The organism is Nocardia yunnanensis (assembly GCF_003626895.1).
In the GTDB taxonomy this organism is placed as follows: Bacteria; Actinomycetota; Actinomycetes; order Mycobacteriales; family Mycobacteriaceae; genus Nocardia; species Nocardia yunnanensis.
This window is the reverse complement of sequence record NZ_CP032568.1, coordinates 7573685-7598797: the sequence shown is the minus strand read 5'-3', so window position 1 is coordinate 7598797 and position 25113 is coordinate 7573685. Positions and strand designations below refer to the sequence as shown.

General features: G+C 68.9%; 24 protein-coding genes. 12 read left to right on the top strand and 12 right to left on the bottom strand.

Annotated features, from left to right (window positions below; genetic code table 11):
* The first annotated feature begins 109 nt into the window (after positions 1 to 109).
* Positions 110 to 874, top strand: coding sequence for an SDR family oxidoreductase (locus D7D52_RS35760; RefSeq protein WP_120743383.1), 765 nt, complete (start codon positions 110 to 112; stop codon positions 872 to 874).
* Positions 875 to 935: 61 nt separating this feature from the next.
* Here the strand turns inward: D7D52_RS35760 and D7D52_RS35755 are convergent, their stop codons facing one another.
* Positions 936 to 1907: a hypothetical protein gene (locus D7D52_RS35755; protein ID WP_120743382.1), complete on the bottom strand. Its 972-nt coding sequence runs from the start codon at positions 1905 to 1907 to the stop codon at positions 936 to 938.
* 92 nt (positions 1908 to 1999) lie between these two features.
* On the opposite strand from D7D52_RS35755, the gene D7D52_RS35750 reads away from it, so the two are divergent.
* Complete coding sequence (locus D7D52_RS35750; RefSeq protein ID WP_246023530.1) at positions 2000 to 3124, top strand: lycopene cyclase family protein; 1125 nt, start codon at positions 2000 to 2002, stop codon at positions 3122 to 3124.
* Between the two features lie 174 nt (positions 3125 to 3298).
* Complete coding sequence (locus D7D52_RS35745; RefSeq protein ID WP_120743381.1) at positions 3299 to 4399, top strand: GGDEF domain-containing protein; 1101 nt, start codon at positions 3299 to 3301, stop codon at positions 4397 to 4399.
* A 50-nt stretch (positions 4400 to 4449) separates the two neighbouring features.
* Here D7D52_RS35745 and D7D52_RS35740 read toward each other — a convergent pair whose 3' ends face one another.
* The 3 genes from D7D52_RS35740 to D7D52_RS35730 form a co-directional block, all read right to left on the bottom strand.
* Positions 4450 to 5310, bottom strand: coding sequence for an endonuclease domain-containing protein (locus D7D52_RS35740; RefSeq protein WP_187703077.1), 861 nt, complete (start codon positions 5308 to 5310; stop codon positions 4450 to 4452).
* Between the two features lie 128 nt (positions 5311 to 5438).
* Positions 5439 to 5621, bottom strand: coding sequence for a DUF397 domain-containing protein (locus D7D52_RS35735; RefSeq protein WP_162958796.1), 183 nt, complete (start codon positions 5619 to 5621; stop codon positions 5439 to 5441).
* A complete protein-coding gene (locus tag D7D52_RS35730) occupies positions 5611 to 6519 on the bottom strand; it encodes a helix-turn-helix domain-containing protein (protein ID WP_120743378.1) in 909 nt (302 codons plus the stop codon). Before D7D52_RS35730 ends, D7D52_RS35735 begins: the two co-directional genes overlap by 11 nt.
* A 367-nt stretch (positions 6520 to 6886) precedes the next feature.
* On the opposite strand from D7D52_RS35730, the gene D7D52_RS35720 reads away from it, so the two are divergent.
* Together D7D52_RS35720 and D7D52_RS35715 are read left to right on the top strand one after the other, a co-directional pair.
* A complete protein-coding gene (locus D7D52_RS35720) occupies positions 6887 to 7177 on the top strand; it encodes a hypothetical protein (protein ID WP_120743376.1) in 291 nt (96 codons plus the stop codon).
* Between the two features lie 146 nt (positions 7178 to 7323).
* Positions 7324 to 10422, top strand: a complete 3099-nt coding sequence (locus D7D52_RS35715; RefSeq protein WP_162958795.1) for an NAD-glutamate dehydrogenase domain-containing protein — start codon at positions 7324 to 7326, stop codon at positions 10420 to 10422.
* Here D7D52_RS35715 and D7D52_RS35710 read toward each other — a convergent pair.
* On the bottom strand, positions 10406 to 11932 hold the full coding sequence (locus tag D7D52_RS35710; protein ID WP_246023529.1) for a PucR family transcriptional regulator: 1527 nt from the start codon (positions 11930 to 11932) through the stop codon (positions 10406 to 10408). The two genes, D7D52_RS35715 and D7D52_RS35710, sit on opposite strands and share 17 nt — an antisense overlap.
* A gap of 141 nt (positions 11933 to 12073) precedes the next feature.
* On the opposite strand from D7D52_RS35710, the gene D7D52_RS35705 reads away from it, so the two are divergent.
* The 7 genes from D7D52_RS35705 (at position 12074) to D7D52_RS35675 (ending at position 21647) form a co-directional block, all read left to right on the top strand.
* Positions 12074 to 13501 carry an aminobutyraldehyde dehydrogenase gene (locus D7D52_RS35705; protein WP_120743374.1) on the top strand — a complete coding sequence of 476 codons (1428 nt, stop codon included), beginning with the start codon at positions 12074 to 12076 and terminating at the stop codon, positions 13499 to 13501.
* Positions 13502 to 13550: 49 nt separating this feature from the next.
* On the top strand, positions 13551 to 14888 hold the full coding sequence (gene gabT / locus D7D52_RS35700) for a 4-aminobutyrate--2-oxoglutarate transaminase (protein WP_120743373.1): 1338 nt from the start codon (positions 13551 to 13553) through the stop codon (positions 14886 to 14888).
* Between the two features lie 19 nt (positions 14889 to 14907).
* Positions 14908 to 16365, top strand: a complete 1458-nt coding sequence (locus D7D52_RS35695; RefSeq protein ID WP_120743372.1) for an NAD-dependent succinate-semialdehyde dehydrogenase — start codon at positions 14908 to 14910, stop codon at positions 16363 to 16365.
* Positions 16366 to 16511: 146 nt separating this feature from the next.
* Positions 16512 to 18077 carry an APC family permease gene (locus D7D52_RS35690; RefSeq protein ID WP_120743371.1) on the top strand — a complete coding sequence of 522 codons (1566 nt, stop codon included), beginning with the start codon at positions 16512 to 16514 and terminating at the stop codon, positions 18075 to 18077.
* Positions 18078 to 18120: 43 nt separating this feature from the next.
* The gene (locus D7D52_RS35685; protein ID WP_120743370.1) at positions 18121 to 19086 is read left to right on the top strand and encodes a nitrilase-related carbon-nitrogen hydrolase; all 966 of its coding nucleotides are present in this window, start codon (positions 18121 to 18123) and stop codon (positions 19084 to 19086) included.
* On the top strand, positions 19086 to 20120 hold the full coding sequence (locus D7D52_RS35680; protein WP_246023528.1) for an agmatine deiminase family protein: 1035 nt from the start codon (positions 19086 to 19088) through the stop codon (positions 20118 to 20120). The genes D7D52_RS35685 and D7D52_RS35680 overlap by 1 nt, the downstream gene beginning before the upstream one ends.
* A gap of 162 nt (positions 20121 to 20282) precedes the next feature.
* Positions 20283 to 21647 (top strand): flavin monoamine oxidase family protein, encoded by a 1365-nt coding sequence (locus D7D52_RS35675; protein WP_120743369.1) that lies wholly within the window; start codon positions 20283 to 20285, stop codon positions 21645 to 21647.
* 106 nt (positions 21648 to 21753) lie between these two features.
* Here D7D52_RS35675 and D7D52_RS35670 read toward each other — a convergent pair whose 3' ends face one another.
* The 7 genes from D7D52_RS35670 to D7D52_RS35645 form a co-directional block, all read right to left on the bottom strand.
* Entirely contained in the window at positions 21754 to 22110 is a 357-nt protein-coding gene (locus tag D7D52_RS35670) for a regulator (RefSeq protein WP_120743368.1), read from the bottom strand.
* A complete protein-coding gene (locus D7D52_RS35665) occupies positions 22107 to 22388 on the bottom strand; it encodes a hypothetical protein (protein WP_246023527.1) in 282 nt (93 codons plus the stop codon). The genes D7D52_RS35670 and D7D52_RS35665 overlap by 4 nt, the downstream gene beginning before the upstream one ends.
* Positions 22389 to 22686: 298 nt before the next feature.
* Positions 22687 to 22845 carry a hypothetical protein gene (locus D7D52_RS38350; RefSeq protein WP_162958794.1) on the bottom strand — a complete coding sequence of 53 codons (159 nt, stop codon included), beginning with the start codon at positions 22843 to 22845 and terminating at the stop codon, positions 22687 to 22689.
* Positions 22842 to 23030, bottom strand: coding sequence for a hypothetical protein (locus D7D52_RS35660; protein WP_120743367.1), 189 nt, complete (start codon positions 23028 to 23030; stop codon positions 22842 to 22844). The genes D7D52_RS38350 and D7D52_RS35660 overlap by 4 nt, the downstream gene beginning before the upstream one ends.
* Entirely contained in the window at positions 23027 to 23926 is a 900-nt protein-coding gene (locus D7D52_RS35655) for an NAD(P)-dependent oxidoreductase (RefSeq protein ID WP_120744710.1), read from the bottom strand. Before D7D52_RS35655 ends, D7D52_RS35660 begins: the two co-directional genes overlap by 4 nt.
* A complete protein-coding gene (locus D7D52_RS35650; RefSeq protein WP_120743366.1) occupies positions 23923 to 24720 on the bottom strand; it encodes a hydroxypyruvate isomerase family protein in 798 nt (265 codons plus the stop codon). The genes D7D52_RS35655 and D7D52_RS35650 overlap by 4 nt, the downstream gene beginning before the upstream one ends.
* A complete protein-coding gene (locus tag D7D52_RS35645; protein WP_120743365.1) occupies positions 24717 to 25100 on the bottom strand; it encodes an allophanate hydrolase-related protein in 384 nt (127 codons plus the stop codon). The genes D7D52_RS35650 and D7D52_RS35645 overlap by 4 nt, the downstream gene beginning before the upstream one ends.
* Positions 25101 to 25113: the final 13 nt, after the last annotated feature.

Here is a 25113-nt window from a genome sequence, read left to right as displayed (position 1 = left end):
ACCGAATTCGTCCTTCCATGCGACTGCAGCACCGGGTTACTGTGAGTGCATGAACCCCTACATGGGGCGAATTCACCCAGATCACGGGACTGAAGTAACGTGCCGTCACATGAGTGACGACTTGGTGGGCAAGAGTGCGTTGGTGACCGGGGCCAGCCGGGGTATCGGGTTCGCGGTGGCGGCCGAACTGCTGGGGCGGGGGGCCGATGTGGTGATCTCGGCGCGGAAGGCGGAGCCGTTGGAGGCGGCCGCGGAGAAGCTGCGGGGGTTGGGGCATGCGGGGAAGGTGGTGGCGGTCGCGGGGAATTCGGGGGACGCGGCGGCGCGGGCGCAGCAGGTGCGGACCGCGGTGGAGCAGTTCGGGTCGCTGGATGTGCTGATCAACAACACCGGGATCAATCCGGTGTACGGGGCGTTGATGGAGGCCGATCTGGAGGCCGTGCGCAAGATCTTCGACGTGAATGTCGTTGCGGCGCTGGGGTATGTGCAGGAGGCGTACAAGGCGTGGATGGGTGAGCACGGCGGCGCGGTGGTCAATGTGGCCAGTGTCGCGGGGCTGCGCTCGACCGGGGTCATCGCCGCCTACGGCGCGTCGAAGGCGGCGCTGATCCGGCTCACCGAGGAGCTGTCGTGGCAGCTGGGGCCCAAGATCCGGGTGAACGCGGTGGCGCCGGGCGTCATCAAGACCAAGTTCGCGGATGCGCTGTACTCGGCCGACGAGGAGGCCGCGGCGGCGGTGTATCCGATGAAGCGGCTGGGGACGCCGGAGGATGTGGCGGCGCTGATCGGGTTCCTGGCGTCGGACGAGTCTGCGTGGATCACCGGCACGACCGTGCGCGTGGACGGCGGCCTGCTCGCCACCGGCGGCATCTGAGTCGTCGAAACATCGTGCCCGGCACCGTGATTCGGCGCCGGGCACGAGACGTGGTCGAAGGTCAGCGGAAGCCCAGCGCCCCCACCGTGTCGTTGTGCCGGTTCTCCAGGTACTTCTCGGCGGTGGGCTCGTCGACCGCGGCGGTGGTGGTCACCTCGGTGACGACCAGGAACGTGCCCTGCTCCCCGTTCATCCATTTGCCGACCTCGAAATCGGCGATGTAGCTGCCGTCGGGCAGGACCAGATCCTGATCGTCGAAGGAGTCGACCGCACTGGCCGCCTTGTCCACATCGGCCATGGTGAGCACCAACTGGGTGAGCATGAGCCCGCCGTTCTCGGACTTCCACGCCATCTCCGAGGCGTACTTGCAGCCGAGTCCGGTCAGCTTGCCCGCGTCCTCGATGGGCGCGCAGGTGTCGTAGTCGCGGCCGGAGACGTATTTGGCCTGCAGCGCGACGCCGCCGAACTTGTAGTCCCAATCCTTGCCGTACTCGGTGTAACTGAAGCGTTTGCCCGCGGGCGCGGCCTTGCTGGTGGTCGGCGCGCCCTTGCGGGTCGTGGCGGGGGCGGTCAGCTGGGCCGCGGTCGTGGTCGTCGCGGCGACCTGCGCGGAATCGTCCTTCTTGGCGACGAGCACGATCGCGCCGGCCGCGATCGCCAGCAGCACCACCGCGCCCAGCACGATGCCGATGATCAAGCCGGTGTTCGATTTCCGTGGCGGCGGGAATCCCGGCTGCCCATAACCCGGCTGCTGCCCGTATCCCACCGGTGGCGCGAACCCCGGCGCCTGACCGGGCTGCATGCCAGGCCCGGTGGCCTGCGGATACCCGCCGGACTGCGCGTAGCCCGAGGGCGCGCCGTACCCCTGATCCTGCGGCAGTCCACCCGGTTGCGCGGCCCAGTTCAGCTTGGTCTCCTGCGACGCCTGGTCGACCGGCTGCTGCCCCGCCTGCTGCGCGGGCTGGTCCCACCATTCCGGATTCGGTTGCTGCCCAGGCGCATTCGGATCGCCACCAGCGGGTGGATAACTCATCTACTCACCTTTCACGGCCCATCCGGATCCTCCCCGGCCCGGCATAGCTTCCCGAAGCGTAGGCGGACCGCGCGGCATGATCCAATCACGGAGTGACCGACGATCTGCTCATCTGCGGTGCGGGCCCCGCGGGCCGTGCCCTCGCCCATCGCGCGCTCGCGCACGGGCTCACGGTCACCCTCGTCGATCCGAAGCCGCGGCGGCGCTGGACGGCCACCTACGCGGCCTGGGCCGACGAGCTGCCGCAGTGGCTCGCGCCGCAGGCCGTCGCCGTCACGATCGACCGGCCGGTCGCCTGGACGCAGCGGCGGATCGAGCTCGATCGCCGCTACGTCGTGTTCGACACTGCCGCCCTGCAAGATTCGCTGGACGTGTCCGGCGCGCGACTGCTGGAGGACCGGGTCACCGAGATCACCCGCGCCGCCCGCCACACCACGCACGGACTCGATCTGCCCTCGGTGCGGCTGGCCTCCGGGCAGGTGCTGCCCGCTGCGCGCGTCATCGACGCCCGCGGCATCGGCCGTTCCGCGAAACTGGCCGAGCAGACCGCTTTCGGGGTGATCACCGATCGCGCGCAGTGGCCGGACACCTACTTCATGGACTGGCGCGACGACAACGGCGCCGCCGCCGATGAGCCCCGGTCGTTCCTGTACGCGGTGCCCCTGGACCGAGACCGTGTCCTGCTGGAGGAGACCTGCCTGGCCGGACGACCGGCGCTGCCCCTCGACACTCTGCGTGAGCGCCTGCGGCACCGATTGCGTTCTCGCGGAATCGTTCTCACCGGCGTAGAACCGATCGAACGGGTGCGTTTCCCGGTACACGGCGGCCGCGCCACGACGGCCGCGTTCGGTGCGGCGGGTGCGCTCACCCATCCGGCCACCGGCTACAGCGTCGCGACGGCGCTGCGGCTGGCGGACGCCGTCGTCGCCGGTGACTCGATCTGGCCAGGTGCCGCGCGCGCGGTACATCTGTTGCGCCAAGCCGGATTACGCGCTCTGCTGGCCTTGCCCCCGGCCGACCTCCCGCTGTTCTTCGACGCCTTCTTCGCACTGCCCGTCGAGACGCAGCGCGCCTACCTGTCGGGCCGCGACGATCTCCCGGGCACCACCGCCGCGATGACCCGGCTCTTCCTGGCGCTACCCCGGCGACTGCGCCGCCGCCTCGCCACCGCGGTCGTCCCGTCACCACGCCGCCCGGGACCCGCCGACGCGGCATGAACCGCCAGGCGTGCATCGACGCCTCCGCCATGGCAGCCTGAAGGACAGTTGTTGATCACCCGGAGCCGGTGCGACGACGCCCCGGCACAGTTCGCTGACGAATGAACGAGAGTGGCTCGGCGCAAGTCTGCCGAGCACATCCACACGCTGGCATCTTCTCGCGAGGCTCGGGCAATGGGAAACAGTCGTTCGCTGGTTCGACGGTGGTGGCAGGATCCCGCCGACTATCAGGGCCTGATCCGGACTTTGACGTCCGCTTCGGCGCTGCCCCTGGTGCGGGGCATCGTCGCGCTCGGGGGTGCGGTCCTGTGCGCGGTCACGATCTTGACTCTGCTGTCGTCGGCCGGACCGTCGGATGTGTTCGGCCGGATCGTGTTCGTTCTCGTCGCGACGCTGGCCGCGGCCTGGTCCCTGCGTTGGTGGCGGCCGCCCTGGCCGTCGGCACGCGAATCACTGGTCTGGCTGGCCGCGGCGGATATCGCGATCACCGCCGCCTGCCTGCTGGATCGTGACCGCGTGTACGGCACCGTCGGCGCCACCCTGCTGGTGGTGACCGGCGCGTACATCTGCATCTTCCACTGCTCGAAAGCGCTTGCGGCGCATTCCGCCTGGTCGCTGCTGTCGATCCTGCTACTGACCGCCCGCCTCAAATCCGGCACCCCGATCGACGACACGCCTCTGGCGCTCGCGATCGTGCTCATCATGTCCGCCGCCACCGTCCTCATCCTGCCGACCCTGCACTTCTGCTACTGGCTGCTGCGCATGGACACCCTGTCGGATCCCCTCACCGGCCTGCTCAATCGGCGCGGCCTGCACTACTACCTGCCCGGACTGGCCGCCGCCGCCCACTCCGGCGACATCGTCGCCATCTCGATCGACCTCGACCGCTTCAAGGCGGTCAACGACCGCTTCGGCCACACCGTCGGCGACCGCGCCCTGGTCCGCACCGCCGCCCAACTCGAAGCCGCCCAACCCGACTTCCTGGTAGCCCGCACCGGCGGCGAGGAATTCACCCTCGTGGGCCGCATCCCCACCGCCACCGCCTCCCACGCCGCCGAATCCCTCCGCCAAGCCATCGCCGCCATCACCGACCTCCCCGTCCCCATCACCGCGAGCGTCGGCGCCACCACCCTCTCCCCCGCCTCCCTCCGCTGCGAATACGCCAGCCAAATCCTCGACACCGCCCTCCACCGCTCCGACGCCGCCATGTACCAAGCCAAACAATCCGGCGGCAACACGGTCGTCCTCACCACCCCCCACCAATCTCCCCGCTGAGTGGCACACCAGCGCGGGATTTTGTCCGAATCCCCGCGCTGGTGTGCCACTCAGCGGGGATAGCCGTGGTGGTGGAGGGCGTCGGAGATGCGGGGGAGGATGATTTCGGGGTGGGCGAGGTGGGTGGCGGAGACGCGGATGATGAGCCAACCCAGGGTGGACAGGGCGTGGTAGCGGTCGATGTCGTGGGTGAATTGGGCGGGGGTGGTCCAGTGCTGCGCGCCCTCGTATTCGACGCCGACTTTCCAACGGGGCCAACCCATATCGATTCGGGCGAACGCGATGCCGTCGCGTTCGATGCGGATTTGAGTGGTTGGCTTCGGAAAGCCTGCCCGCTGCAACAGCAGTCGCGTTCGAGTCTCGGGAATCGATTCGGCTCCGCCATCAACGTACGACAGCACCCTCGGGAGGTTTCGGCAGTTGCGCGTGTGCGGATGGCAGGCGGCAACCGCTTCCACGTCGGCCGCTGTCAGCCCGGTCGCGTGGAAGAGGGAATCCAGCAACTCGATCGCGGCACCGAATCGCTGGCGGCGCGCCAGGTCGAAGGCCGTCCGCGCGGGCGCCGTACACCGCAGACCCCCCACCTCGATGATCTCTTCCTCCGGTATGACATCCCGATAGACGAGCACATCCGCCGGCGGCCGAGCCCGGCGCGGCACCACCACTTCCGCAGGCCGATCCTCCATCCACCGCGCCCCCACCATCACCGCGGCCGAACACCCGGCGAGCACGGCTCCATCCCCACCCCACTCGAGCGCCGCCTGCGCCCGCCCGCGAGCGTCAAGCGAAACACCCTTCACCACATAGGTATCGGGCGCAATCCGCACACACCCGGTGCGCACACCCCACTCCGTCCGCTCCCCCGCCGAAACCGCCGCACTCCCCTTGAAAGCCCACCCGTCGTCCCCCATCCAGCCATCATCCCGCCAACCTTCCCCCCACCCCACCCACCTCGAAAAGTCGCGCCCTCAACCCCGTTGAGTGGCACACCAGCGGGGGGATTTGCCCGAATTTGCCTCGCTGGTGTGCCACTCAGCGGTTAGAGGGTGGAGAGGAAGGCGGACCACTCGGCATGGGTGAAGGTGAGGGTGGGGCCGGTGGGGTTTTTGGAGTCGCGGACGGCGGTGGTGCCGTTGGGGAGGAAGGCGACTTCCACGCACTGGCCGCTGGATTCGCTGTAGCTGCTCTTGAACCAGTGGGCACCAGACGGGTCAGCGGTCACTGTCGAATCTCCTTGCCACCTGCCGTAGCAGGTCTCGCGACTGGGTCTCGTCGAGCGCTGTTTGCCGGACAGCCTCGGCGAACTCATGGTAGCGCTCGACGACTTCGCGCTTTTCGATGTAGAGATCGCTACTCATCGCGCCGTCGAGGTAGACGATGGGCGGCTCGATGACGGCACCCTTCTTGTCGGTTCCGAAGTCCAACAAGACAAATGGGACGGCCGGCAGGCCCCAGACGAAGCCTGCGGAGAATGGATGGACCCGCAGCGAGACATTGGGTCTCTTGCTCGCTTCGGCCAGCTCGCGCAGTTGGGCTGCCATGACGTCCGGCCCACCTACGACCCGATGCAATGTCGATTCGTGCAGAAGGACTTCCAACGTCAGCGGCCGGGTCTTGCGGGTGACCACGATTTGCCGATCCATGCGAACCTGCACCCGCCGCTCGATGTCCTCTTCGGAACCGGCGGTGTAAAAAGCTCGGATCATCGCGCGCGCATACGCGGCGGTCTGTAGCAAACCAGGCACCAATTCCTGATACGACACGAGCCTTCTGGCCGAACGCTCCATCCCGACATACATATTGAAGGCATCAGAGAAGAGACCGCCCAGGGATGTCACGCCACTGTCGTCCTTCGCTGCTGCGGCCCGCGATGCCAAACCGACCGCCCTCTCTGTCTCCTGGTCGTCCACCTCGTAGAGCAAGCACAACTCACGTACGTCCTGCCTGCGCGGATTCACGGTGCGGCCGGTCTCGAGCCGCTGTAGCGCGTTGAAACTGAGCTGGACTTCCTTGGCGGCGTTGGCAATCGACAATCCTCGCCCTTCCCGCGCTTCGCGCAGGAACCGCCCGAGCTGCCGCCTCATCAGGGTCGGCGACGCACCCTCGTCAATCTCGGCCATCGGTAGCTCTCCAGAATGTGAATAGACAACCGGCTGAAATCTGCCTCACCATTGTCCGCGAATCCGCATCGCATCATGGCCTTTTGGCCGACTTCATCTGAATATCCAATTCCCACCTATGTAGGCGCATTCGGCGTGCTCTCCTGGTCTCACCAACATTTCCCCGAAACACGGGAGGTTCCAACGATGTTCGGGCTTCCAGCGACCGGGCATTCCGCCCTGCCGGTGATGACTGAAGGTGCGGCGCTGCGCGCGCTACGGGAGCACGCCGAGTGTCCGATTACCGTGTGCGCGGCCAAGTTACAGGCGAAGACGTACCTGGTGCGGATCGGGAAGCGGGCGCCCCGGCCGCCCTGGAGGGTCTGACATGGAGACCATGCGGGAGGTCGAGATTCGGGTGCTGCGGGAGGTCATCGACGCGGTGGAGGAGCGGTTGCGCGCGTACGAGGCGGGCGGGGGGTGTGTGATCGCGGGGCGGTCGGCTGTTTATGCGGCGGCGGTGTACGCGGTGATCGCGAGTGCTCGGGCCGAGGGGCACTATGGGTCCGGGAGTTTGGTGCGGGCTCCGATTCTGGACGCGATTCTCGGTGACGTCGAGGTGGATGTGTGGGACGCGGCGGTTTTCGCGGTGCTGATGGAGGCGTCGCTGATCGGGTGAGCACGTCCGGGGCCCGAGAACGCCGGGGTATGGACGTTTCGGTGTGCCGTGGTCGCGGCCACACTCCGGATCGGCCACTGTGTCGCGCGTCTCCGTGGGGCAGATTGATCGCGAAACCACCACGGTCACGCAGGGAGTTGATTCGGATGAGTCGCGCAGCAGGGGTCGGCACGCTGGACCAGGATCGGGGGTCGGCCGCGCCGCGGCTGGAGTTCGATCCCGGCGCGCAGCCGCCCCGGGCGCGGCTGACCTCGAACGGCGGCGGGCCGTCGCTGACCGAGTTGATCGGGATTTTCTCGGCGTTGGGGCTGCACGTGATCACCCACGAGGTGAGCGCAAAAGGGGACGGCATCGAGCAGCTGTTCACGTTCCGGTCCGACGGCCTCGCGCCGACCGAGCAGACGGCCGAACTGCTGGCCGAGGCGTTCCTGGCCGCGGTCGCGGGCGATTTCGAGATCGACGGCTACACCGGCCTCGTCGCCACCGCCGGTTTGAGCTGGCGCGACGCCGTGCTGGTGCGGGCGTCGTGCCGGTACCTGCGGCAGGCCGGACTGCCGCTGAGCGGCCCGACCATCACCGAAATCCTCACCGCCCACGCGGATTTCGTGCGCGCGTTCGTGTCGCTGTTCCATGCCCGCTTCGATCCCCTGGAGCCGGATCGAGCCGCGGCGGCGGAGCTGGCCGAGGCGGAGGTGCGCCGTCGCCTGGAGGCCGCGGCGACCCGGCCGGAGGATCAGCTGCTGCGCGGGCTGTACACCTTCTGCACGGCGCTGTTGCGCACCAACTGGTTCCAGCCGGACCGGGCGGTCGCCGCCTTCAAGATCGACCCGTCGCGGCTGTCGCTGACCGGGCCGATCACCCCTTACCGCGAGATCTTCGTGCATTCCACGAAGGTGGAGGGCAGCCACGTGCGCGGCGGTGTCATCGCGCGCGGCGGCCTGCGCTGGTCGGACCGGGTGGACGATTTCCGCACCGAGGTCCTGGCGCTGATGAAGACCCAGACGGTCAAGAACTCGGTGATCGTCCCGATGGGCGCGAAGGGCGCGTTCGTGGTGCGCGGCGGCCACATCGACGCGGCCGCGGTCGAATTCGCCTACGCCGCGTTCATCGGCGGCCTGCTCGACGTCACCGACAATGTCGTCGACGGCGTCCCCACCTCCCCGCCGGCGACGGTGGTCTACGACGACCCGGACCCCTACCTGGTGGTGGCCGCCGACAAGGGCACCGCACGCTTCTCGGATCTGGCGAATTCCCTTGCGGTAGCGCGTAATTTCTGGCTCGGCGACGCGTTCGCCTCCGGCGGTTCCACCGGCTACGACCACAAGGCCCTCGGCATCACCGCGCGCGGCGCGTGGCGTTCGATTCGCGGCCATTTCGCCGAACTCGGCATCGACCCGGACACCCAGCCGTTCACCGTGGTCGGGATCGGCGACATGTCCGGTGACGTCTTCGGCAACGGCATGCTCGAGACCGAATGCCTGCGCCTGGTGGCGGCGTTCGACCACCGCCACATCTTCCTCGACCCCAATCCGGACCCGGCGACCTCGCATCGCGAACGCACCAGGCTGGCCGCGCTGGAGCGCAGCAGCTGGGCCGATTACGACCCGGCCCTCATCTCCGAGGGCGGCGGCGTCTGGCCGCGCACCGCGAAGTCGATCCCGCTCTCACCGCAGGCGCGCTTGCTGCTGGGTGTCGACGAGACGGAAATGACCGCGCCGCAACTGATTCGCGCCATGCTGTGCGCGCAGGTCGATCTGCTGTTCAACGGCGGCATCGGCACCTATGTGCGGGCCGGCGGCGAACTCGACGCCGAGGTCGCCGACCCGTCCAACGACGAGGTGCGGGTGACCGCGGATCGGCTGCGCTGCCGGGTGATCGGGGAGGGCGGCAACCTGGGCCTCACTCAGCAGGCCCGGATCGAATTCGCCATCGCGGGCGGCAAGGTGAACGCCGACTTCATCGACAATGCGGGCGGCGTCGCCACCTCCGACCGCGAGGTGAATCTCAAGATCGCCTTGAATGCCGCCGTGGCAGAGGGTCTTTCGACGGTGGCCGAGCGTGACGCCCTGCTGGCGGCCAACGCCGACGAGGTGGTGCGCGCCGTGCTCGCCGACTGCGACGCCCAGGCCCTGGCCATCAGCCTGGCCGAAGCGCACGCCCCCTTCCTCGTCGATCGCCACGGCCGTCTGATCGAGAATCTGGAACAGGCGACGGGCTTGCAGCGCTCCGCCGAATTCCTGCCCGCCCCAGCGGAACTCGCCGCCCGCCACCGCGCCGGTCAGGGCCTGGTCCGCCCGGAGATCGCGGTGCTGCTGGCCACGGCCAAGAATCTGGTCCGCGACGAGCTGCTGAATTCCGAAGCGCCGCACGACCCGGTGGTGGCCGGGCTGCTGGCCGGGTACTTCCCCGAATCCGTGCGCACCCTGCTGGGCGACCGCAGGCTGGCCGCGCACCCGGTCGCGCGCGAGATCGTCGCGGTGGCCGCCGCCAACCGGGTGATCAACCGGGTCGGCCCGGGCCTGATCCACCGCCTGGAGGAACGCCTCGGCGTGGACACCCCGCAGATCGTGCTGGCCTGCACGGTCGTCGACGAGGTGCTCGAGGTGGATCGCTGGTGGCGGGAGGCTTTGGCGCTGCCGGGTGTGCCGCCGCAGGTCCGCATGGGCTTGCTCAAGGGCATTCAGGACGCGGTGGAACAGGCCGCCGGATGGCTGCTCACGCACCGCCGCACGGACAGCTGGTCGGCCGAAATCGCCCATCACGCACCGCTGGTCGCCGAACTCACCGCGGTACTCCCCCGCCCGGGCGGCCATCCGGGCCGCAACCAGGCCAACCTGCGACTGCTGTCGCAGGCCCTGCCCTTGAGCGACACCGCACGCCGCACCGGCCTCCCCGTGGCGCTGGTCGCGCAAACCTACCGGGAGCTGGGCGAACTCATCGGCCTCGACCGCCTGGCAGCCACCTTCGCCACCACCCGCACCGCCGACCATTGGGAGACCCTGGCCGCCACCGTCCTGGGGGAGGAGCTGCAATCGCGTTGGCACACACTGGTGGCCGCGATCCTGGCCGACGCCACCGCCAACGATGTCGCCCGCGACCACATCGCGCGCTGGAAGGACAGCCCCGCCGCCGGCCGACTCATCGAGCTGGTCGCCCTGCTGCACCGCTCGGGCACGGTCGATATCGCCCGGTTGTGCGTGGTGAACGCCGAACTGGCCGCCGCGGCGGTCAGCGGCGGGCGATGACCGCGAGCAGCAGTTCGGCGCGCACCAGCGCCTGATCGAGCTGGCAGCCGAGGACCGATTCGATCTTCGCGACTCGGCTGCGCAGCGTATGCCGGTGCACGCCGAGGACATTGGCGGCGGTCTCCCACTGCCCGTGCGCCTCGAGGTAGGCGCGCAGGGAGCCGATGAGGTCGGTGCCGTTGCGCTCGTCGTAGTCGACGAGCGGTTGCAGCATGGCCTCGGAGACCGCGCCCAGCACCCGCTGCGCCTCCGGGAACGCCAGGAGCGCATGGCCGGCCGACGCCGCCAGCTCGAGCGGCCGAGCTCCGGGCAGCGCGGCGGAGGCCGCCAGCTCGGCGTGCTCGACGGCGGCAGTGAAGCGGCGCAACGGTTGCGGGGCGCTCAGGCCCGCGCGCAGGGTGGCGCGCACCGGCGCGGGCATCCCGGTCAGCAGTTGTTCGGCGGTGTCGTCGGAATCGGAGCCCGACAGCAGCACCGCGACCCGATCCCCCGCGATGTGCGCGAACAGCTGCCGGTTTAGCGGATGCAGTTGCGCGTCAACGGTTTCCAATGCCCGCTCCGCCGCATCGCGGGAGGCGCAGCGCAGCACCAGCGCACGCACGCGGCCGGTGCGATCCGCGGCGGTGGCCAGCAGCTGCCACATGCTGTCCGGATCGCCCGGTTCGGCCAGCAGCATGGCCATGGCCTGCGCGTTGAGCCGGTTCTGGGCGATGCGCAGCCGGGCCGGCTTCTCGAAGTCGAGGGCCAGCAGCGAGCTGGCATGTCCGAGCAGTACCTGATCGACGGAACTCAACGCCCCCTCGGTCACCACCGCGACATGCCCGTGCACCGTCTGTCCGGCCGTAATCGCTTGCACCACAATGTATTGCCCGGAACTCACCTGGATGACGCCGCTGCCCGCGCCGTCGCCGCGCGTACCCAGGAACTCCTCGATTCGCTCCAGCATCCCGGCGGCGGGTTTGCGCGGCTGCGCCTCGGAGATCGTGCCGTCGGCTCCGATCACCAGCACGGTCGCCGAGAGCGCGGCCGCCAGCTCCTTGCTCAGCGCCCGCGGGCCCTGAATGGCCGCGCGGGTCAGGCGCGGCTGCGCGCGGGAGGCCCGCAGCACCTTCTCGTACTCCTGATCGGCCAGCCGCTGCATGACCTTCTTGGTGATCGCGCCGAACGGCGTCGGCAGCGGCACCTCGAACAGCGGCAGTCCCAGCCGATCGGCCGTCTCGATCAGATCCTCCGGCACGGTCTCGTAGGACAGCCCGATGCCGAACCCGACGCCGGCGATCCCGACCGCGTGCAGATCCTCCAGATACCGCACCCGGTCCGCGCGACCGAGCGGCAATCCCATTCCGGTGGTGAGCACCAGCTCGCCGCCGGACATCCACTGCTGCGGCTCGGCCAGCTCCGAGGTGAGCACCAGGGTGACCGCCCGGCCCAGGCCGTCACCGCCGCCGCGCAGCACCAGTCCCAGCTCCGGTTGCGACAGCACCCATCGGACCGGAATTCCCGCGTTCACAGCTCTCCCATGGCTAACTGGACAGATTGTCGAAACCACATTCTGCCGACATGCCGATCCGGCAGGTGACGCGGGGGTGTGTCACGCAGCACACTGACTGGCAACCACAGCGCATGCCACTTCGAACGAGATCGGGCTTACATGACTGACACGCTTCGCAACTTCATCGACGGACAGTTCGTCGCCGCCGCCGGAACGGAGTCGTTCGAGCTGGTCAGTCCCGTCGACGAGACGGTGATCGGCCGCAGCCCGATCTCCGATCGATCCGATATCGACGCCGCGGTCGCCGCGGCCGATCGCGCGTTCCCCGCCTGGAAGGCGGCCACCCCGAGCGTGCGACAGGCCGCCCTGCTGAAGCTGGCCGACGCCCTCGAGGCCAACTCGGACGCATTGGTCGAGGCGCAGTGCCGCGAGACCGGTCAGCCCAAGCATCTGGTCGCCAGCGAAGAGGTCGCGACCGGCGCCGATCATCTGCGTTTCTTCGCCGGCGCCGCCCGCATGCTGGAAGGCAAGTCCGCGGGCGAGTACATGACCGGCTTCACCTCCTATGTCCGCCGCGAACCGGTCGGCGTCATCGGCCAGGTGACCCCGTGGAACTACCCGCTGATGATGGCCATCTGGAAGATCGGCCCGGCGCTGGCGACCGGAAACACGGTGGTGCTCAAGCCGAGTGACACCACCCCGGGCAGCACCCTGAAGCTCGCCGAGCTGTCGCGGGGCATCCTGCCGGACGGCGTGCTCAATGTCGTGCTCGGCACCGCGACCAGCGGTGCGGCCCTGGTCAGCCATCCCCGCCTGGACATGGTGGCCATCACCGGTTCGGTGCGCGCGGGCATCGCGGTGGCGACCGCGGCGGCCGAGCAGGTCAAGCGGGCGCATCTGGAACTGGGCGGCAACGCACCGGTGGTGGTGTTCGGCGACGCCGATCTGGCGCTGGCCGCCGAACGCATCGGCGACGCCGCCTTCTTCAACGCCGGCCAGGACTGCACCGCGGCCACCCGGGTGCTGGTGCACGAATCGGTGCACGACGACCTGGTGACGGCCCTGGTGAAGAAGGCCCAGTCCGTCAAGCCCGGCCTGCCCGACGATCCCGAGGCCGCCTACGGGCCGCTCAACAACATTCGCCACTTCGAATCGGTCACCGGAAAACTGGCCGCGCTGCCCGCGCACGCCACCGTGGCCACCGGCGGCGAACGCGTCGGCGACAGCGGCTTCTACCTCGCGCCGACGATCATCACCGGTGTGCGCCAGGAGGATTCGATCGTGCGGGAGGAAATCTTCGGCCCCGTCATCACCGTGCAGCCCTTCGCCGACGAGGACGAGGCCGTGCGGCTGGCCAACGATGTGGACTACGGCCTGGCCTCGAGCGTGTGGACCCGCGATCACGGTGTGGTGCAGCGGGTTTCGGCCGCCCTGGACTTCGGTGCGGTGTGGGTGAACTGCCACATTCCGCTGGTGGCGGAGATGCCGCACGGCGGGTTCAAGCGCTCCGGCTACGGCAAGGATCTCTCCGCCTACGGCGTCGAGGACTACACCCGCATCAAGCACGTGATGAGCGCGCACGACTGACGCGCATCCCCGCTGTTACCAAACCCTCTTCCGCAGAAGGACTTTCCTCATGACCGAGATCACCTACCGGCTCCCGCAGCAGCGGGAGCTGCACACCGAGCTCCCGGGCCCGCGCTCGCAGGAGCTGGCCGCCCGGCGCAAGGCCGCCGTCGCCGCGGGTGTGGGCTCCAGCGCGCCGGTGTACGCCGCCGACGCCGACGGCGGCGTCATCGTGGACGTCGACGGCAATTCGCTCATCGACCTGGCCGCCGGTATCGCGGTCACCAACGTCGGCGCGGCGCATCCGAAAGTCGTTGCGGCCGTGCAGGAGCAGATCGAGCGGTTCTCGCACACCTGTTTCATGGTGACCCCCTACGAGGCGTACATCGAGGTCTGCGAGCGGCTGGCCGAACTCACCCCGGGTGATCACGAGAAGCGCAGCGTGCTGTTCAACTCCGGCGCGGAAGCGGTCGAGAACGCGATCAAGGTGGCGCGCTTGGCCACCGGCCGCACCGCGGTGGTCGCCTTCGATCACGCCTACCACGGCCGCACCAACCTCACCATGGCGCTGACCGCGAAGAACATGCCCTACAAGGCGCATTTCGGGCCGTTCGCGCCCGAGGTGTACCGCATGCCCATGTCGTATCCGTTCCGCGACGGCGGCCAGGACGGCGTGGCCGCGGCGCGCGAGGCGATCTCGCGCATCGAGAAGCAGATCGGCGCGGACGCACTGGCCGCGATCATCATCGAGCCGATCCAGGGCGAGGGCGGATTCATCGTGCCCGCACCGGGATTCCTGCCGACCCTGGTGGAGTGGGCGCGCGCCAACGGCGTGGTGTTCATCGCCGACGAGGTGCAGACCGGCTTCGCCCGCACCGGCGACTGGTTCGCCTGCGAGGCCGAAGGCGTGGTGCCCGACATCATCACCATGGCCAAGGGCATCGCCGGCGGCATGCCGCTCTCGGCCATCACCGGCCGCGCCGAACTTCTCGACGCCGTGCACGCGGGCGGTCTGGGCGGCACCTACGGCGGCAACCCGGTGGCCTGCGCCGCCGCGCTGGCCGCCATCGACGCCATCCGCGACCACGATCTGCCCGCCCGCGCCCGCCACATCGGCGAGGTGGCGCTGGCTCGCTTCGCCGAACTGGCGCAGCGGGTTCCGGCGGTCGGCGAGGTGCGCGGACGGGGCGCGATGCTGGCCCTCGAATTCGTGCGCCCCGGCACCACCGAGCCCGACGCCGCCCTCACCGCCGCGGTCGCCAAGCGCTGCCTCGAGCAGGGTGTCATCACCTTGACCTGCGGCACCTACGGCAATGTGATCCGGCTGCTGCCGCCTTTGGTGATCACCGACGAACTGCTCGACGAGGCGCTGACGGTGCTGTGCACCGCCATCACCGAGCTCGCCTGAAACCCGGTCTAGGAGAACGATGTTGGAGTACGACCGGATCAGCGAGCTGGTCCCCACGGGCGTCTGGATCGACGGCGCGGCCGCGGCCGCCGCCTCGGAAGCCACTTTCCCGGTGCGCAATCCGGCCACCGGTGAGGTTCTCACCGAGGTCGCCGACGCCTCCGGCGCGGACGCGCTGCGTGCCCTGGACTCGGCCTGCCGGGCCCAAACAGCCTGGGCCGCAACCGCTCCGCGCGAGCGTGCGGTGATCCTGCGCCGCGCCTGGGAGATTCTGATGGAGCGCACCGAGGAGATCGCGCTGCTGATGACCTTGGAGATGGGCAAGACCCTCGCCGAGGCGCGCGGCGAGGTCGCCTACGGCGGCGAGTTCCTGCGCTGGTTCAGCGAGGAGGCCGTCCGCATCGGCGGCCGCTACACCGATTCCCCCGCCGGAACCGGCCGCATCCTGGTCACTCGGCAGCCGGTGGGCCCGTGTCTGGCGATCACGCCGTGGAACTTCCCGCTGGCCATGGGTTCTCGCAAGATCGGGCCCGCGCTGGCCGCCGGGTGCACGGTGATCGTGAAGCCCGCCGAGGACACCCCGTTGACCATGCTGGCGCTGGCGCGGGTGTTCGCCGACGCCGGATTGCCCGCGGGCGTGCTGTCGATCGTGCCGGGCAGCGACGCCGCGGCCATCACCGCGCCGCTGCTGGCCGATCCGCGACTGCGCAAGGTGACCTTCACCGGTTCCACTCGCGTGGGCAAGCTGCTGCTGCGCCAGGCTGCCGACAATGTCCTGCGCACCTCTATGGAGTTGGGCGGCAATGCCCCCTTCATCGTGTTCGAGGACGCCGATCTGGATGCCGCGCTGGCCGGGGCCATGGCCGCCAAGATGCGCAACGGCGGCGAGGCGTGCACCGCGGCCAACCGCATCTACGTGCACAATTCGATTCGCGAGCAGTTCGCGTCCCGGCTCGCCGAGCAGATCGGCGCGCTGCGCGTCGGTCCCGGCTACGAGCCCGGCGTGGACACCGGCCCGCTCATCAACCAGCGCCAGCGCGACAGCGTCGCCGCCCTCGTGCAGGACGCGGTCGCGGCCGGCGCGGTGATCCGCACCGGCGGCAAGGCCATCGACGGGCCCGGCTGGTTCTTCCAGCCCACCGTCCTCGACGACGTGCCGCGCACCGCGCGCATGCATCGCGAGGAGATCTTCGGACCGGTCGCCGCCATCTACGGCTTCGACACCGAGGACGAGGTGGTGGCCGCGGCCAACGACACCGAATACGGTTTGGCCGCTTACTTCTACACCCGCGACCTCGATCGCGTGCTGCGGGTGTCGAACGCGCTGCAAGCCGGCATGGTCGGGGTCAATCGGGGCGTCATCTCCGATCCGGCGGCCCCGTTCGGCGGGATCAAGCAGTCCGGTCTGGGTACCGAGGGTGGATCCGAGGGGATCGACGAATACCTCGACACCAAATACGTCGCGCTCACGCGTTGACGTCACCCGGCGCCCCGGCCCCTGAGCCGGATTCGGCGCCCACCCGATGTCGGCTCCCACTGCGCCGGCTCGGTTCTCCATCGGCGAGGTGGCGCCGTCGCGCGAAAACGCTTGCGACGCCACCAGACCCAGTTTCAGGAGCTTGGATGCTCGTGCAGAATGCCTCCGAGGCGACAACGCCGTCGCGAGAGACTCCAGAGCGTGATACCCACGATGCCGCCGGCAGCAAGGGATTGGCCACCAACAAGGTGGGCACCATCGCCGGCGCCATCTTGAGTATCGCGTCCATCGCGCCCGCCTACACCACGACCGCCAGTCTCGGCCTGATCGTGGCGGCGGTCGGGTTGAAGATGCCCGCGCTGTTGATCGCCGGGTTCATCCCGATGTTCCTCGCGGCCTACGCCTACAAGGAATTCAGTTCCGAAACGCCGGACTGCGGTGCGTCGTTCACCTGGTCGGCGCGGGCGCTGGGTCCGTACGTCGGCTGGATGGCGGGCTGGGGGTCGGTGATCGCGGTGGTCATCGTGCTGGCCAATATCGCGGCCGTCGGCGCGGAGTTCCTCTATCTGTTCATCGGACGCCTCGCACACTCGGAATCCATTGCCGCACTGGGCGACAACAAGCTCATCAATATCGTGACCACGCTCGCCTTCCTGGCGGCGGCCGGGTGGGCGGCCAGCCGCGGGATCAGCTCCAGCGAACGCGCCCAGTACGTGCTGGTCGGCTTCCAGCTGGTGGTGCTGCTGCTGTTCGCGGGCATCGCACTGGCCAAGGCGATGAACGGAGACGCGCCGTCGGGGCTGCACTTCGACATCGACTGGTTCAACCCGTTCACCGGACTGACCCTGGGCGCGTTCGCGATCGGGCTGATCGGGTCGGTGTTCATGTACTGGGGCTGGGATACCGCGCTGACCCTCGGCGAGGAGTGCAAGGATCCGCAGCGCACGCCCGGCCGCGCCGGAGTGCTGTCGATCCTGACCGTGCTGGGGACGTATCTGCTGCTGGCGGTGGCGCTCATGTGGTACGCGGGCGTCGGCGACACCGGGATCGGCCTGGGCTCGCCCGCCGCGCACGACAATGTGTTCGGTGCGCTGGCGCAGCCGGTGATGGGCGGGGCGGGCGAGATGCTGCTGTTCGCGGCGGTGCTGGTCTCCACCATCGCCAGCCTGCAGGCCACCTTCCTGCCGGCGGCGCGGGCCATGCTGGCCATGGGCACCTTCAAGGCGCTGCCGCCGCGCTTCGCCAGCGTGCACCCGGTGTATCAGGTGCCGCGCTTCGGCACCGCGGTCGCGGCGGTCGTGGCGGGCGGCTTCTACGCCATCACCGCGCTGCTGTCCCAGCATGTGCTGCTGGATACCATTGCGGCACTGGGCATCATGATCTGCTGGTACTACGGCATCACCGCCTTCGCCTGTGTCTGGTACTTCCGCCGACGGTGGTTCGCCTCGGTGCGCGACTTCCTGTTCAAGCTGCTGTTCCCGCTGCTGGGCGGCACCATGCTGCTGGTCGTGTTCGGCATCTCGGTGCGCGAGAGTTTGAAGCCCGAAGTCGGCAGCGGCGCTTCGATTTTCGGTGTCGGCCTGGTGTTCTATCTGGGCTTCGGGATCCTCGCCCTCGGTGCGGTGCTGATGCTGGTGCAGCGCTGGCGGCAACCGGCGTACTTCCGGGGCGCGACCCTGCCGCGCGCGGTGTCCGGCGACCCCATGCCGTAGCCGAACAGCATTCTCCCCCAGACTTTTTCGAGAAGGAGTAGTCATGAACGTCATCACCTGTTTCGAGCCGCCCGTCTCGCACGCCCGCGTCGAGGCCCCCGTCCGTGAGCCGCTGCGGGTGGCGCTGGTCCAGCATCGCTGGCAGGCCGATGCCGCGGCCCTGCGCGCCGAACTGAACGAGGGCATCGCCCAGGCGGCCGAACTCGGCGCCAAGGCGGTCTTCCTGCCCGAGGTGACCTTCAGCAAGTACCCGGCCTTCGTGCGCGGCGGCGACAACCCCTGCGCCGACGCCGAGGATCCGGACTCGGGGCCGACCTTCACCTTCGCGGCCGAGGCGGCCGTCGAGCACGGCGTGTTCGTGCACGCCTCGCTCTACGAGCGCGCCGATCAGGGTGACGGGCTCGGGTTCAACACCGCGATCCTGGTGTCCCCCAAGGGCGAACTGGTCGGGCGCACCCGTAAGCTGCACATCCCGATCAGCGCCGGCTACTACGAGGACACCTACTTCCGGGCGGGCCCGGTGACCGACGAGGCGTACCGGCCGCACAGCCACCCGGATCTCGGTGATGTGCGCATCGGCCTGCCGACCTGCTGGGACGAATGGTTCCCCGAAGTCGCGCGCATGTACTCCCTCGCCGGGGCCGACGTGATCGTCTACCCGACCGCCATCGGCTCGGAGCCGTCGTTCCCCGCCTTCGACACCCAGCCGCTGTGGCAGCACGTGATCGTGGGCAACGGGATCACCGCCGGCACCTTCATGATCGTGCCCAACCGCTACGGCGACGAAGGCGAAATCACCTTCTACGGTTCGTCTTTCATCTCCGACCCGTACGGCCGCATCCTCGTGCAGGCGCCGCGCGACGAATCCGCGGTGCTGGTGGCGGATCTGGATCTGGATCAGCGCAAGGACTGGCTGACGCTGTTCCCGTTCCTCGAGACCCGCCGCCCCGACACCTACGGGCGACTGACCGCGCCGGTCGAGCGCGACTACCCCTTCGGGCGGGCCTGATGACGGCCGCCGAGTGGCGCATGCCCGCCGAGCACGCGCCGCACCGACGCACCTGGATGGCGTTCCCGCCGGTGGGATCGGAGATCACCGCGACACCGGAAGCCGTCGACGAGGCGCGGGCCGCGTGGACCGCCGTCGCGCACGCCGTCGCCGAATTCGAACCGGTCACCATGGTCGTCGATCCCGCCGACACCGCCGATGCGCGGCGACTGCTGTCGAGTGCGATCGAGTTGGTGGAAGCGCCCCTGGACGACGCGTGGATGCGCGACATCGGGCCGACCTTCGTGCACGCGACCGACGGTTCCGTGGCCGCCGTGGACTGGGTGTTCAACGGCTGGGGACAACAGGATTGGGCCCGCTGGGAGCACGACTCGGCCATCGGGCGCGCCGTCGCCACCGCCGCCGGGGTGCCGATCGTCGACTCCCCGCTGGTGAACGAGGGCGGCGGCATCCAGGTCGACGGCGCGGGCACGGTGATCCTCACCGAGACCGTGCAACTGGACCCCTACCGCAACCCGGGGCTCACCAAGGCCGACGTCGAAGCCGAATTGCGCCGGACCATCGGCATCGACACCGCGATCTGGCTGCCGCGCGGGCTGTGGCGGGATTCGCAGCGCTTCGGCACCCGCGGGCACGCCGACATCGTGGCGGCGCTGCCGGCGCCGGGGGTGGTGCTGGTGCACGACCAGCGTGACCCCGAGCATCCCGATCACGAGCTCAGCCGCGAGTTGCTCGAGCAGTTCGCGGCCGAAACCACCTCCGCCGGAACCGCTTTCGAGGTCATCCCGGTCCCCGCGCCGCGCACGTTGCGCGACGAGGAGGGGTTCGTGGACTACAGCTACATCAACCACTACGTCTGCAACGGCGCGGTCATCCTGTGCGGCTTCGACGATCCGTCCGACGCCGAGGCCGCCGACATCCTGTTGCGGGTGTATCCCGGCCGCAGCATCGTGACCGTCGACGCCCGCCCGATCTTCGCGCGCGGCGGCGGCATCCACTGCATCACCCAGAACGAGCCGCTCCCGGCTCGCTGACCCCGGTTCCCGGGGATGATCCGGCCCGCACACGCCGAAGCGGCGAACGAGGGGCGGGCCGGCTCACCGAAACGGCGCGGGCATGATCGTGACCGCGCGCACATACTGAATTGGCAACCATCGGGTTATCGCCTGATGTCGAATTACCGGTAAGGAGCTCTCGTGGCTGTCATCACTCGTGACGTCGTGATCGTCGGGGCCGGACCGTCCGGTCTGACCGCCGCCGCCGAACTGCACAGGGCCGGCCTGTCGGTGACCGTGCTCGAGGCCCGGGACCGGGTCGGCGGCCGCACCTGGACCGGCGATATCGACGGCGCCATGATCGAGATCGGCGGCCAGTGGCTCTCGCCGCATCACACCGCCGCGCTGGCGCTGGTCGAGGAGCTCGGGTTGCGGACCTTCTCCCGCTACCGCGAGGGCGAATCGGTGTATCTGGCCGCCGACGGCACCCGGCAGCAATTCATCGGCGACGCCTTCCCCGCCCCGGCCGAGACCGCCGCCGAGATCGACCGGCTGCTCGCCCTGCTCGACGGGCTGGCCGCGGAGGTCGGCGCAGAGGAGCCGTGGGCGCATCCGCGAGCGGCCGAACTGGATTCGATCCCGTTCAGCATCTGGCTCGAGGGCCAGTCCGACAACGAGTACGCCCGCGAGACGGTGTCGTTCTTCGTCGCCGGCGCCATGCTGACCAAGCCCGCCCACACCTTCTCCACCCTGCAGGCGCTGCACATGGCCGCCGCGCAGGGCTCCTACACCTCGCTGGCCACCGACACCTTCATGCTCGACAAGCGCGTCATTGGTGGCATGCAACAGGTTTCGCAGCGCCTGGCCGCCTCGCTGGGCGCGGACGTGCACCTCAACGCCCCCGTGCGCAAGATCCGCTGGTCCGACACCGGCGTCACCGTCTTCGCCGACGGCGACCTCGAGGTGCACGCCGATCGCGTGGTGCTGGCCGTGCCGCCGAATCTATACGCGGGCATCAGCTTCGATCCCCCGCTGCCGCGCCGCCGCCACCAGATGCACCAGCACATGTCCTTCGGTTTCGTGGTCAAGGTGCACGCGGTCTACGAGACCCCGTTCTGGCGCGCGAAGGGCTTGTCCGGCACCGGTTTCAGCGACACCGATCTGGTCTCGGAGGTGTACGACAACACCAACCACGGCGTGGACAACGGCGCCATGGTCGGCTTCATCGCCCACACCCAAGCCGACGCCTACTTCGCCATGACCCCCGCCGAACGCAAACAAGCCGCCCTCGACTGCCTGGTCCGCTACCTCGGCCCCGAAGCCGCCGATCCCGTCGTCTTCTACGAATCCGACTGGGGCAGCGAGGAATGGACCCGAGGCGCCTACGGCGTCAGCTTCGACCTGGGCGGCCTCACCCGCTACGGCCACGACCACCGCGACCCCGTAGGCCCCCTCCACTTCTCCTGCTCCGACCTCGCCGGCCACGGCTTCCAACACGTAGACGGCGCCATCCGCATGGGCCAACGCACCGCCGCCGCCATCCTCGCCACCCGCGCCCTGGTATAACCGCCAACTGCGCTAAAGGTGTGCCCGGCATCGAATTTCGATGCCGGGCACACGGCCGCTCGAGTTATGTCCGGGACGCCAGAGGCGCCACCCGATCCGGTGACGGTCAGGCGGAATGCGGAAGGTTCCGCAGCGCTTCGACCGCTTCCTCGAGGGTGATCAGTTTCCGCTCCGGATGTTCGGAGGCCTCTAGTTGATGGTCGACCCAATCCCGCAGCAGGCTGGAAACATCGGTTTTACGAGCTTTGGCGAGCTTTTCGAGCTTTTCCCGTTGCGCGGCAGAGAAACGGACCGTCGTAGGCACCATCCGTGCTGACTCGACCTCGGCGGCGTCGGGCGTCGGCAACTCCGAGTCATCTGTCGGCCCATTGGTCCGAACGAGCTGCCCAGCCAGGAATCCGTTCATGAGGTCAGCATCGGCCGCCTGGGTGGTCAGGTCCTGAATGCGTTTATCGATGGTCATTGCTGTACCTCCCACACGGTGTATTCGGCGTTCTCATCCACTTCCAAAGCCCGCGCGGCGTAGACGAGCCAATCCCAGCGATCGATCTGAATCACCAGAATAGCCACACCGCGACCCGCATCCGTGCGACTGAAGATCTGTAGCACCGTCGAGTCGACCTTCGACTCGATCCGCTGCGGCCAGCGCCGCGAATACGCAAGTGCTTGCATTACTTCCGCCGCAGTGACGTCATGAAGGCAATCAACCTCGGAGACGTCCTCACGAAAATGGAAAGTCACAGACAGAGCATACAAGAGAATACAGGCTGATTCCAGGACGAGCGCGGGGGCCGCCGACCCCTCATCGGTCAGCGGCCCCCGCTGGGGAATGGGGTGGCGAGCCCCAGTGGTGGTTTTGGTGCCGGGGAGGGCCACCCGTCACCACGCGGGTACGTCGGGTCGCGCCCTGCGGAATCCGGCCGCCGGATGCGCGGCGACCTGAGGCGCGGTCAGCGAACCGGCGAACCGGCGAACTTGTCCGGCGCCACGATCACGTGGCCTTCCATCGAACTCCGGCGCACTCCACCCCGCGGCTGGATCATGGGCCCGCCTCGCCGATGCGGGCCGCGTCGGCGCGGCTGATGGTGATCACGGGATCGCAGCCGGCACGGCCGCTGACGCGCAGCCAGCCGGTGTCGTCGCGGCCGAGGTCCGGGGTGGCGGCCTCGTCTGGGGACTCGAAGTCCTCGCCGGTCATTCCGTGCGCTCGGGGAGGTCGCAGTTGGGTTGGGGCGCGGGGGTTTTCGTGGATAGATTCGCCGGTTCGCGGATCACGGGCAGTTGGACGGTGTAGCGGTCGACGGTCCAGCCTGGGGGCCAGGCCATTTCGCCGTGGCCGTGCTGGTCCAGCCAGTGCGGGGGGCGGTGCATGACGTCGTTCACGCGTCGGCCTCGTCGGTCGGCGTGGGGGCGGTTTTGCCGGAGAGGGCTTCGGCGACGAGCAGCAGGGCCGAGTGGTCGAGGGAGCCGTGGCCCATGGCGCGGGCGGCGGCGATGAGCTGGGCGGTGAGTGCGCCCATGGGGATGGTGACCTCGGCCTCGCGGGCGGCCTGGGTGACGATGCCCATGTCCTTGTGGTGCAGGTCGATGCGGAAGCCGGGCTGGAAGTCGCGCTCCAGCATGGTCTTTCGCTTGAGTTCGAGGATCTTGCTGCCCGCCAGGCCGCCCGCGAGGACGTCGAGGCCCTTGGCGGCGTCCGCGCCGAGACTCTCCATGAGCACGATGGCTTCGGCGACGAGCGCGTACGTGCCGCCGACGATCAGCTGGTTGGCGGCCTTCACGACCTGCCCCGACCCGTTGGGCCCAACCAGTTCGTATGTTTTGCCGACAGCGGCGAAGATCGGTTCGGCCGCCTGGAAATCCGCGTCGGACCCACCCACCATGATCGACAGCGCCGCGTTCACCGCACCCGGCTCACCGCCGCTGACCGGCGCGTCCAGCACCCGCAGGCCACGCTTCGCGCCTTCGGTAGCCGTCCACTCCGCCGTCTGCGGGGTGACGCTGGAGAAATCGATGTAGAGCGCACCGGTTTTCGCGTGCCGGACGATCTCGGTGAACACCTCGCGCACCTGCTCGTCCTGCGGCAGCATCGTGATCACGATGTCCTTGCCGTCGACGGCCTCGGCCACGCTTCCGGCGCCGATCCCGCCGGCGGCCACCAGCTTCTCCACCGCGGCCGCCGACCGGTTGTAACCGGTCACCTCGTGGCCCGCGGCGACCAGGTGCCCGGCCATCGGGCCGCCCATGATGCCGAGACCGATGAATCCGATGGTGCTCACCGCATCCAACTCCAATCGTGTTCGGGGTCCTTGTATTCCAGGCCGATCCAGCCGTCGTAACCGACGGCGTCGAGTGCGGCGAACAGGCTTGCGAAATCGAGCGTGCCGGTACCGGGACGGCTGCGCTCGGGCGCATCGGCGATCTGCACATGCCCGATGTAGGGGGCGAATTCGGCGATCACGCCGTGCAGGTCCGCACCCATGCGGGCGAGATGGTAAAGGTCGCAGAGGAATCGGAGATTGGGTGCGCCGACCGCGTCGATCACCTCGACGGCCCGTGCGGCCGAGGTGATCGGATAGTCCGGCGATTCGATGGAATTGAGCGCCTCCAGCACCACCTGCGCGTCGATGCGCGCGGCGGCCGCGGCGGCCAGCGCCAGGTTCTCGAGCGCCAGCGCGTCCTGCGCGGCCGGATCCGCACCGGGAATCCGATTGCCGTACAACGCATTCAAGGAGCGGCATCCCAGCCGCTCCGCAATCCCCACCGTGACGTCGATATTGTCCCGGAACTCGCGTTCCCGTCCCGGAATGGAGGCCAAGCCCTTACCGGCCGGCACCAGATCGATGAAGTTCAACCCGATCAGCCGCACCCCGGAATCGGCGATCGCGGACACGAACGCGTCGACCTCCTTGTCCCCGGGCACCGGGTTCTCGCCGAAGGGCCACCAGAATTCGACCGCCTCGAACCCCGCCGCCGCGGCCGCCGCCGGCCGTTCCAGCAGCGGCAGGTCGGTGAACAGGATCGAGCAGTGCACGTCGAACTTCCGCGGCGCGCCCGCGGCGGTGTACCTCATCCGGCGATGTCCTCCCGGTAACTGTGCCAGCTGCCGAAATCGGTGATGTCGACCAGTTCCGGCGAGGCGAGCGCCGGGCGGCGCAACATCATGGCCAGCACGGAACGATTGTCCTCCAAGGCAATCACACCCAGTTCCAGGTCCGGTGACTTGGATGGCAGCAGCCGGTTGCGCAGCACGTCCATGGGCACGTCGAACAGTTCGCCGGCGATGGGCGCGCCGCCGTAGGCCACCGGGTGCAGGCCGGGGAATCGGTCGTCGACCGAATAGAACCGGTACTGCGGCGCGGTCTTGGCCTCCCCGGCGAACGGTGCGCCCTCGAGCAGGTAGTTCAGGGGACCGCCGCGCATGGCACCCCCGTTCAGGAAGATCAAAGGCATTGCCGTGGTTCCT

What these genes read in the sequence shown, in the direction of transcription:
- D7D52_RS35715 (WP_162958795.1), top strand. Translation starts at nt 7,324, where the DNA reads ATGAGTCGCGCAGCAGGGGTCGGCACGCTGGACCAGGATCGGGGGTCG.
- D7D52_RS35705 (WP_120743374.1), top strand. Translation starts at nt 12,074, where the DNA reads ATGACTGACACGCTTCGCAACTTCATCGACGGACAGTTCGTCGCCGCC.
- D7D52_RS35680 (WP_246023528.1), top strand. Translation starts at nt 19,086, where the DNA reads ATGACGGCCGCCGAGTGGCGCATGCCCGCCGAGCACGCGCCGCACCGA.
- gabT (WP_120743373.1), top strand. Translation starts at nt 13,551, where the DNA reads ATGACCGAGATCACCTACCGGCTCCCGCAGCAGCGGGAGCTGCACACC.
- D7D52_RS35740 (WP_187703077.1), bottom strand. Translation starts at nt 5,310, where the DNA reads ATGGGGGACGACGGGTGGGCTTTCAAGGGGAGTGCGGCGGTTTCGGCG.
- D7D52_RS35760 (WP_120743383.1), top strand. Translation starts at nt 110, where the DNA reads ATGAGTGACGACTTGGTGGGCAAGAGTGCGTTGGTGACCGGGGCCAGC.
- D7D52_RS35745 (WP_120743381.1), top strand. Translation starts at nt 3,299, where the DNA reads ATGGGAAACAGTCGTTCGCTGGTTCGACGGTGGTGGCAGGATCCCGCC.
- D7D52_RS35695 (WP_120743372.1), top strand. Translation starts at nt 14,908, where the DNA reads ATGTTGGAGTACGACCGGATCAGCGAGCTGGTCCCCACGGGCGTCTGG.
- D7D52_RS35645 (WP_120743365.1), bottom strand. Translation starts at nt 25,100, where the DNA reads ATGCCTTTGATCTTCCTGAACGGGGGTGCCATGCGCGGCGGTCCCCTG.
- D7D52_RS35720 (WP_120743376.1), top strand. Translation starts at nt 6,887, where the DNA reads ATGGAGACCATGCGGGAGGTCGAGATTCGGGTGCTGCGGGAGGTCATC.
- D7D52_RS35650 (WP_120743366.1), bottom strand. Translation starts at nt 24,720, where the DNA reads ATGAGGTACACCGCCGCGGGCGCGCCGCGGAAGTTCGACGTGCACTGC.
- D7D52_RS35755 (WP_120743382.1), bottom strand. Translation starts at nt 1,907, where the DNA reads ATGAGTTATCCACCCGCTGGTGGCGATCCGAATGCGCCTGGGCAGCAA.
- D7D52_RS35730 (WP_120743378.1), bottom strand. Translation starts at nt 6,519, where the DNA reads ATGGCCGAGATTGACGAGGGTGCGTCGCCGACCCTGATGAGGCGGCAG.
- D7D52_RS35685 (WP_120743370.1), top strand. Translation starts at nt 18,121, where the DNA reads ATGAACGTCATCACCTGTTTCGAGCCGCCCGTCTCGCACGCCCGCGTC.
- D7D52_RS38350 (WP_162958794.1), bottom strand. Translation starts at nt 22,845, where the DNA reads ATGACCGGCGAGGACTTCGAGTCCCCAGACGAGGCCGCCACCCCGGAC.
- D7D52_RS35670 (WP_120743368.1), bottom strand. Translation starts at nt 22,110, where the DNA reads ATGACCATCGATAAACGCATTCAGGACCTGACCACCCAGGCGGCCGAT.
- D7D52_RS35690 (WP_120743371.1), top strand. Translation starts at nt 16,512, where the DNA reads ATGCTCGTGCAGAATGCCTCCGAGGCGACAACGCCGTCGCGAGAGACT.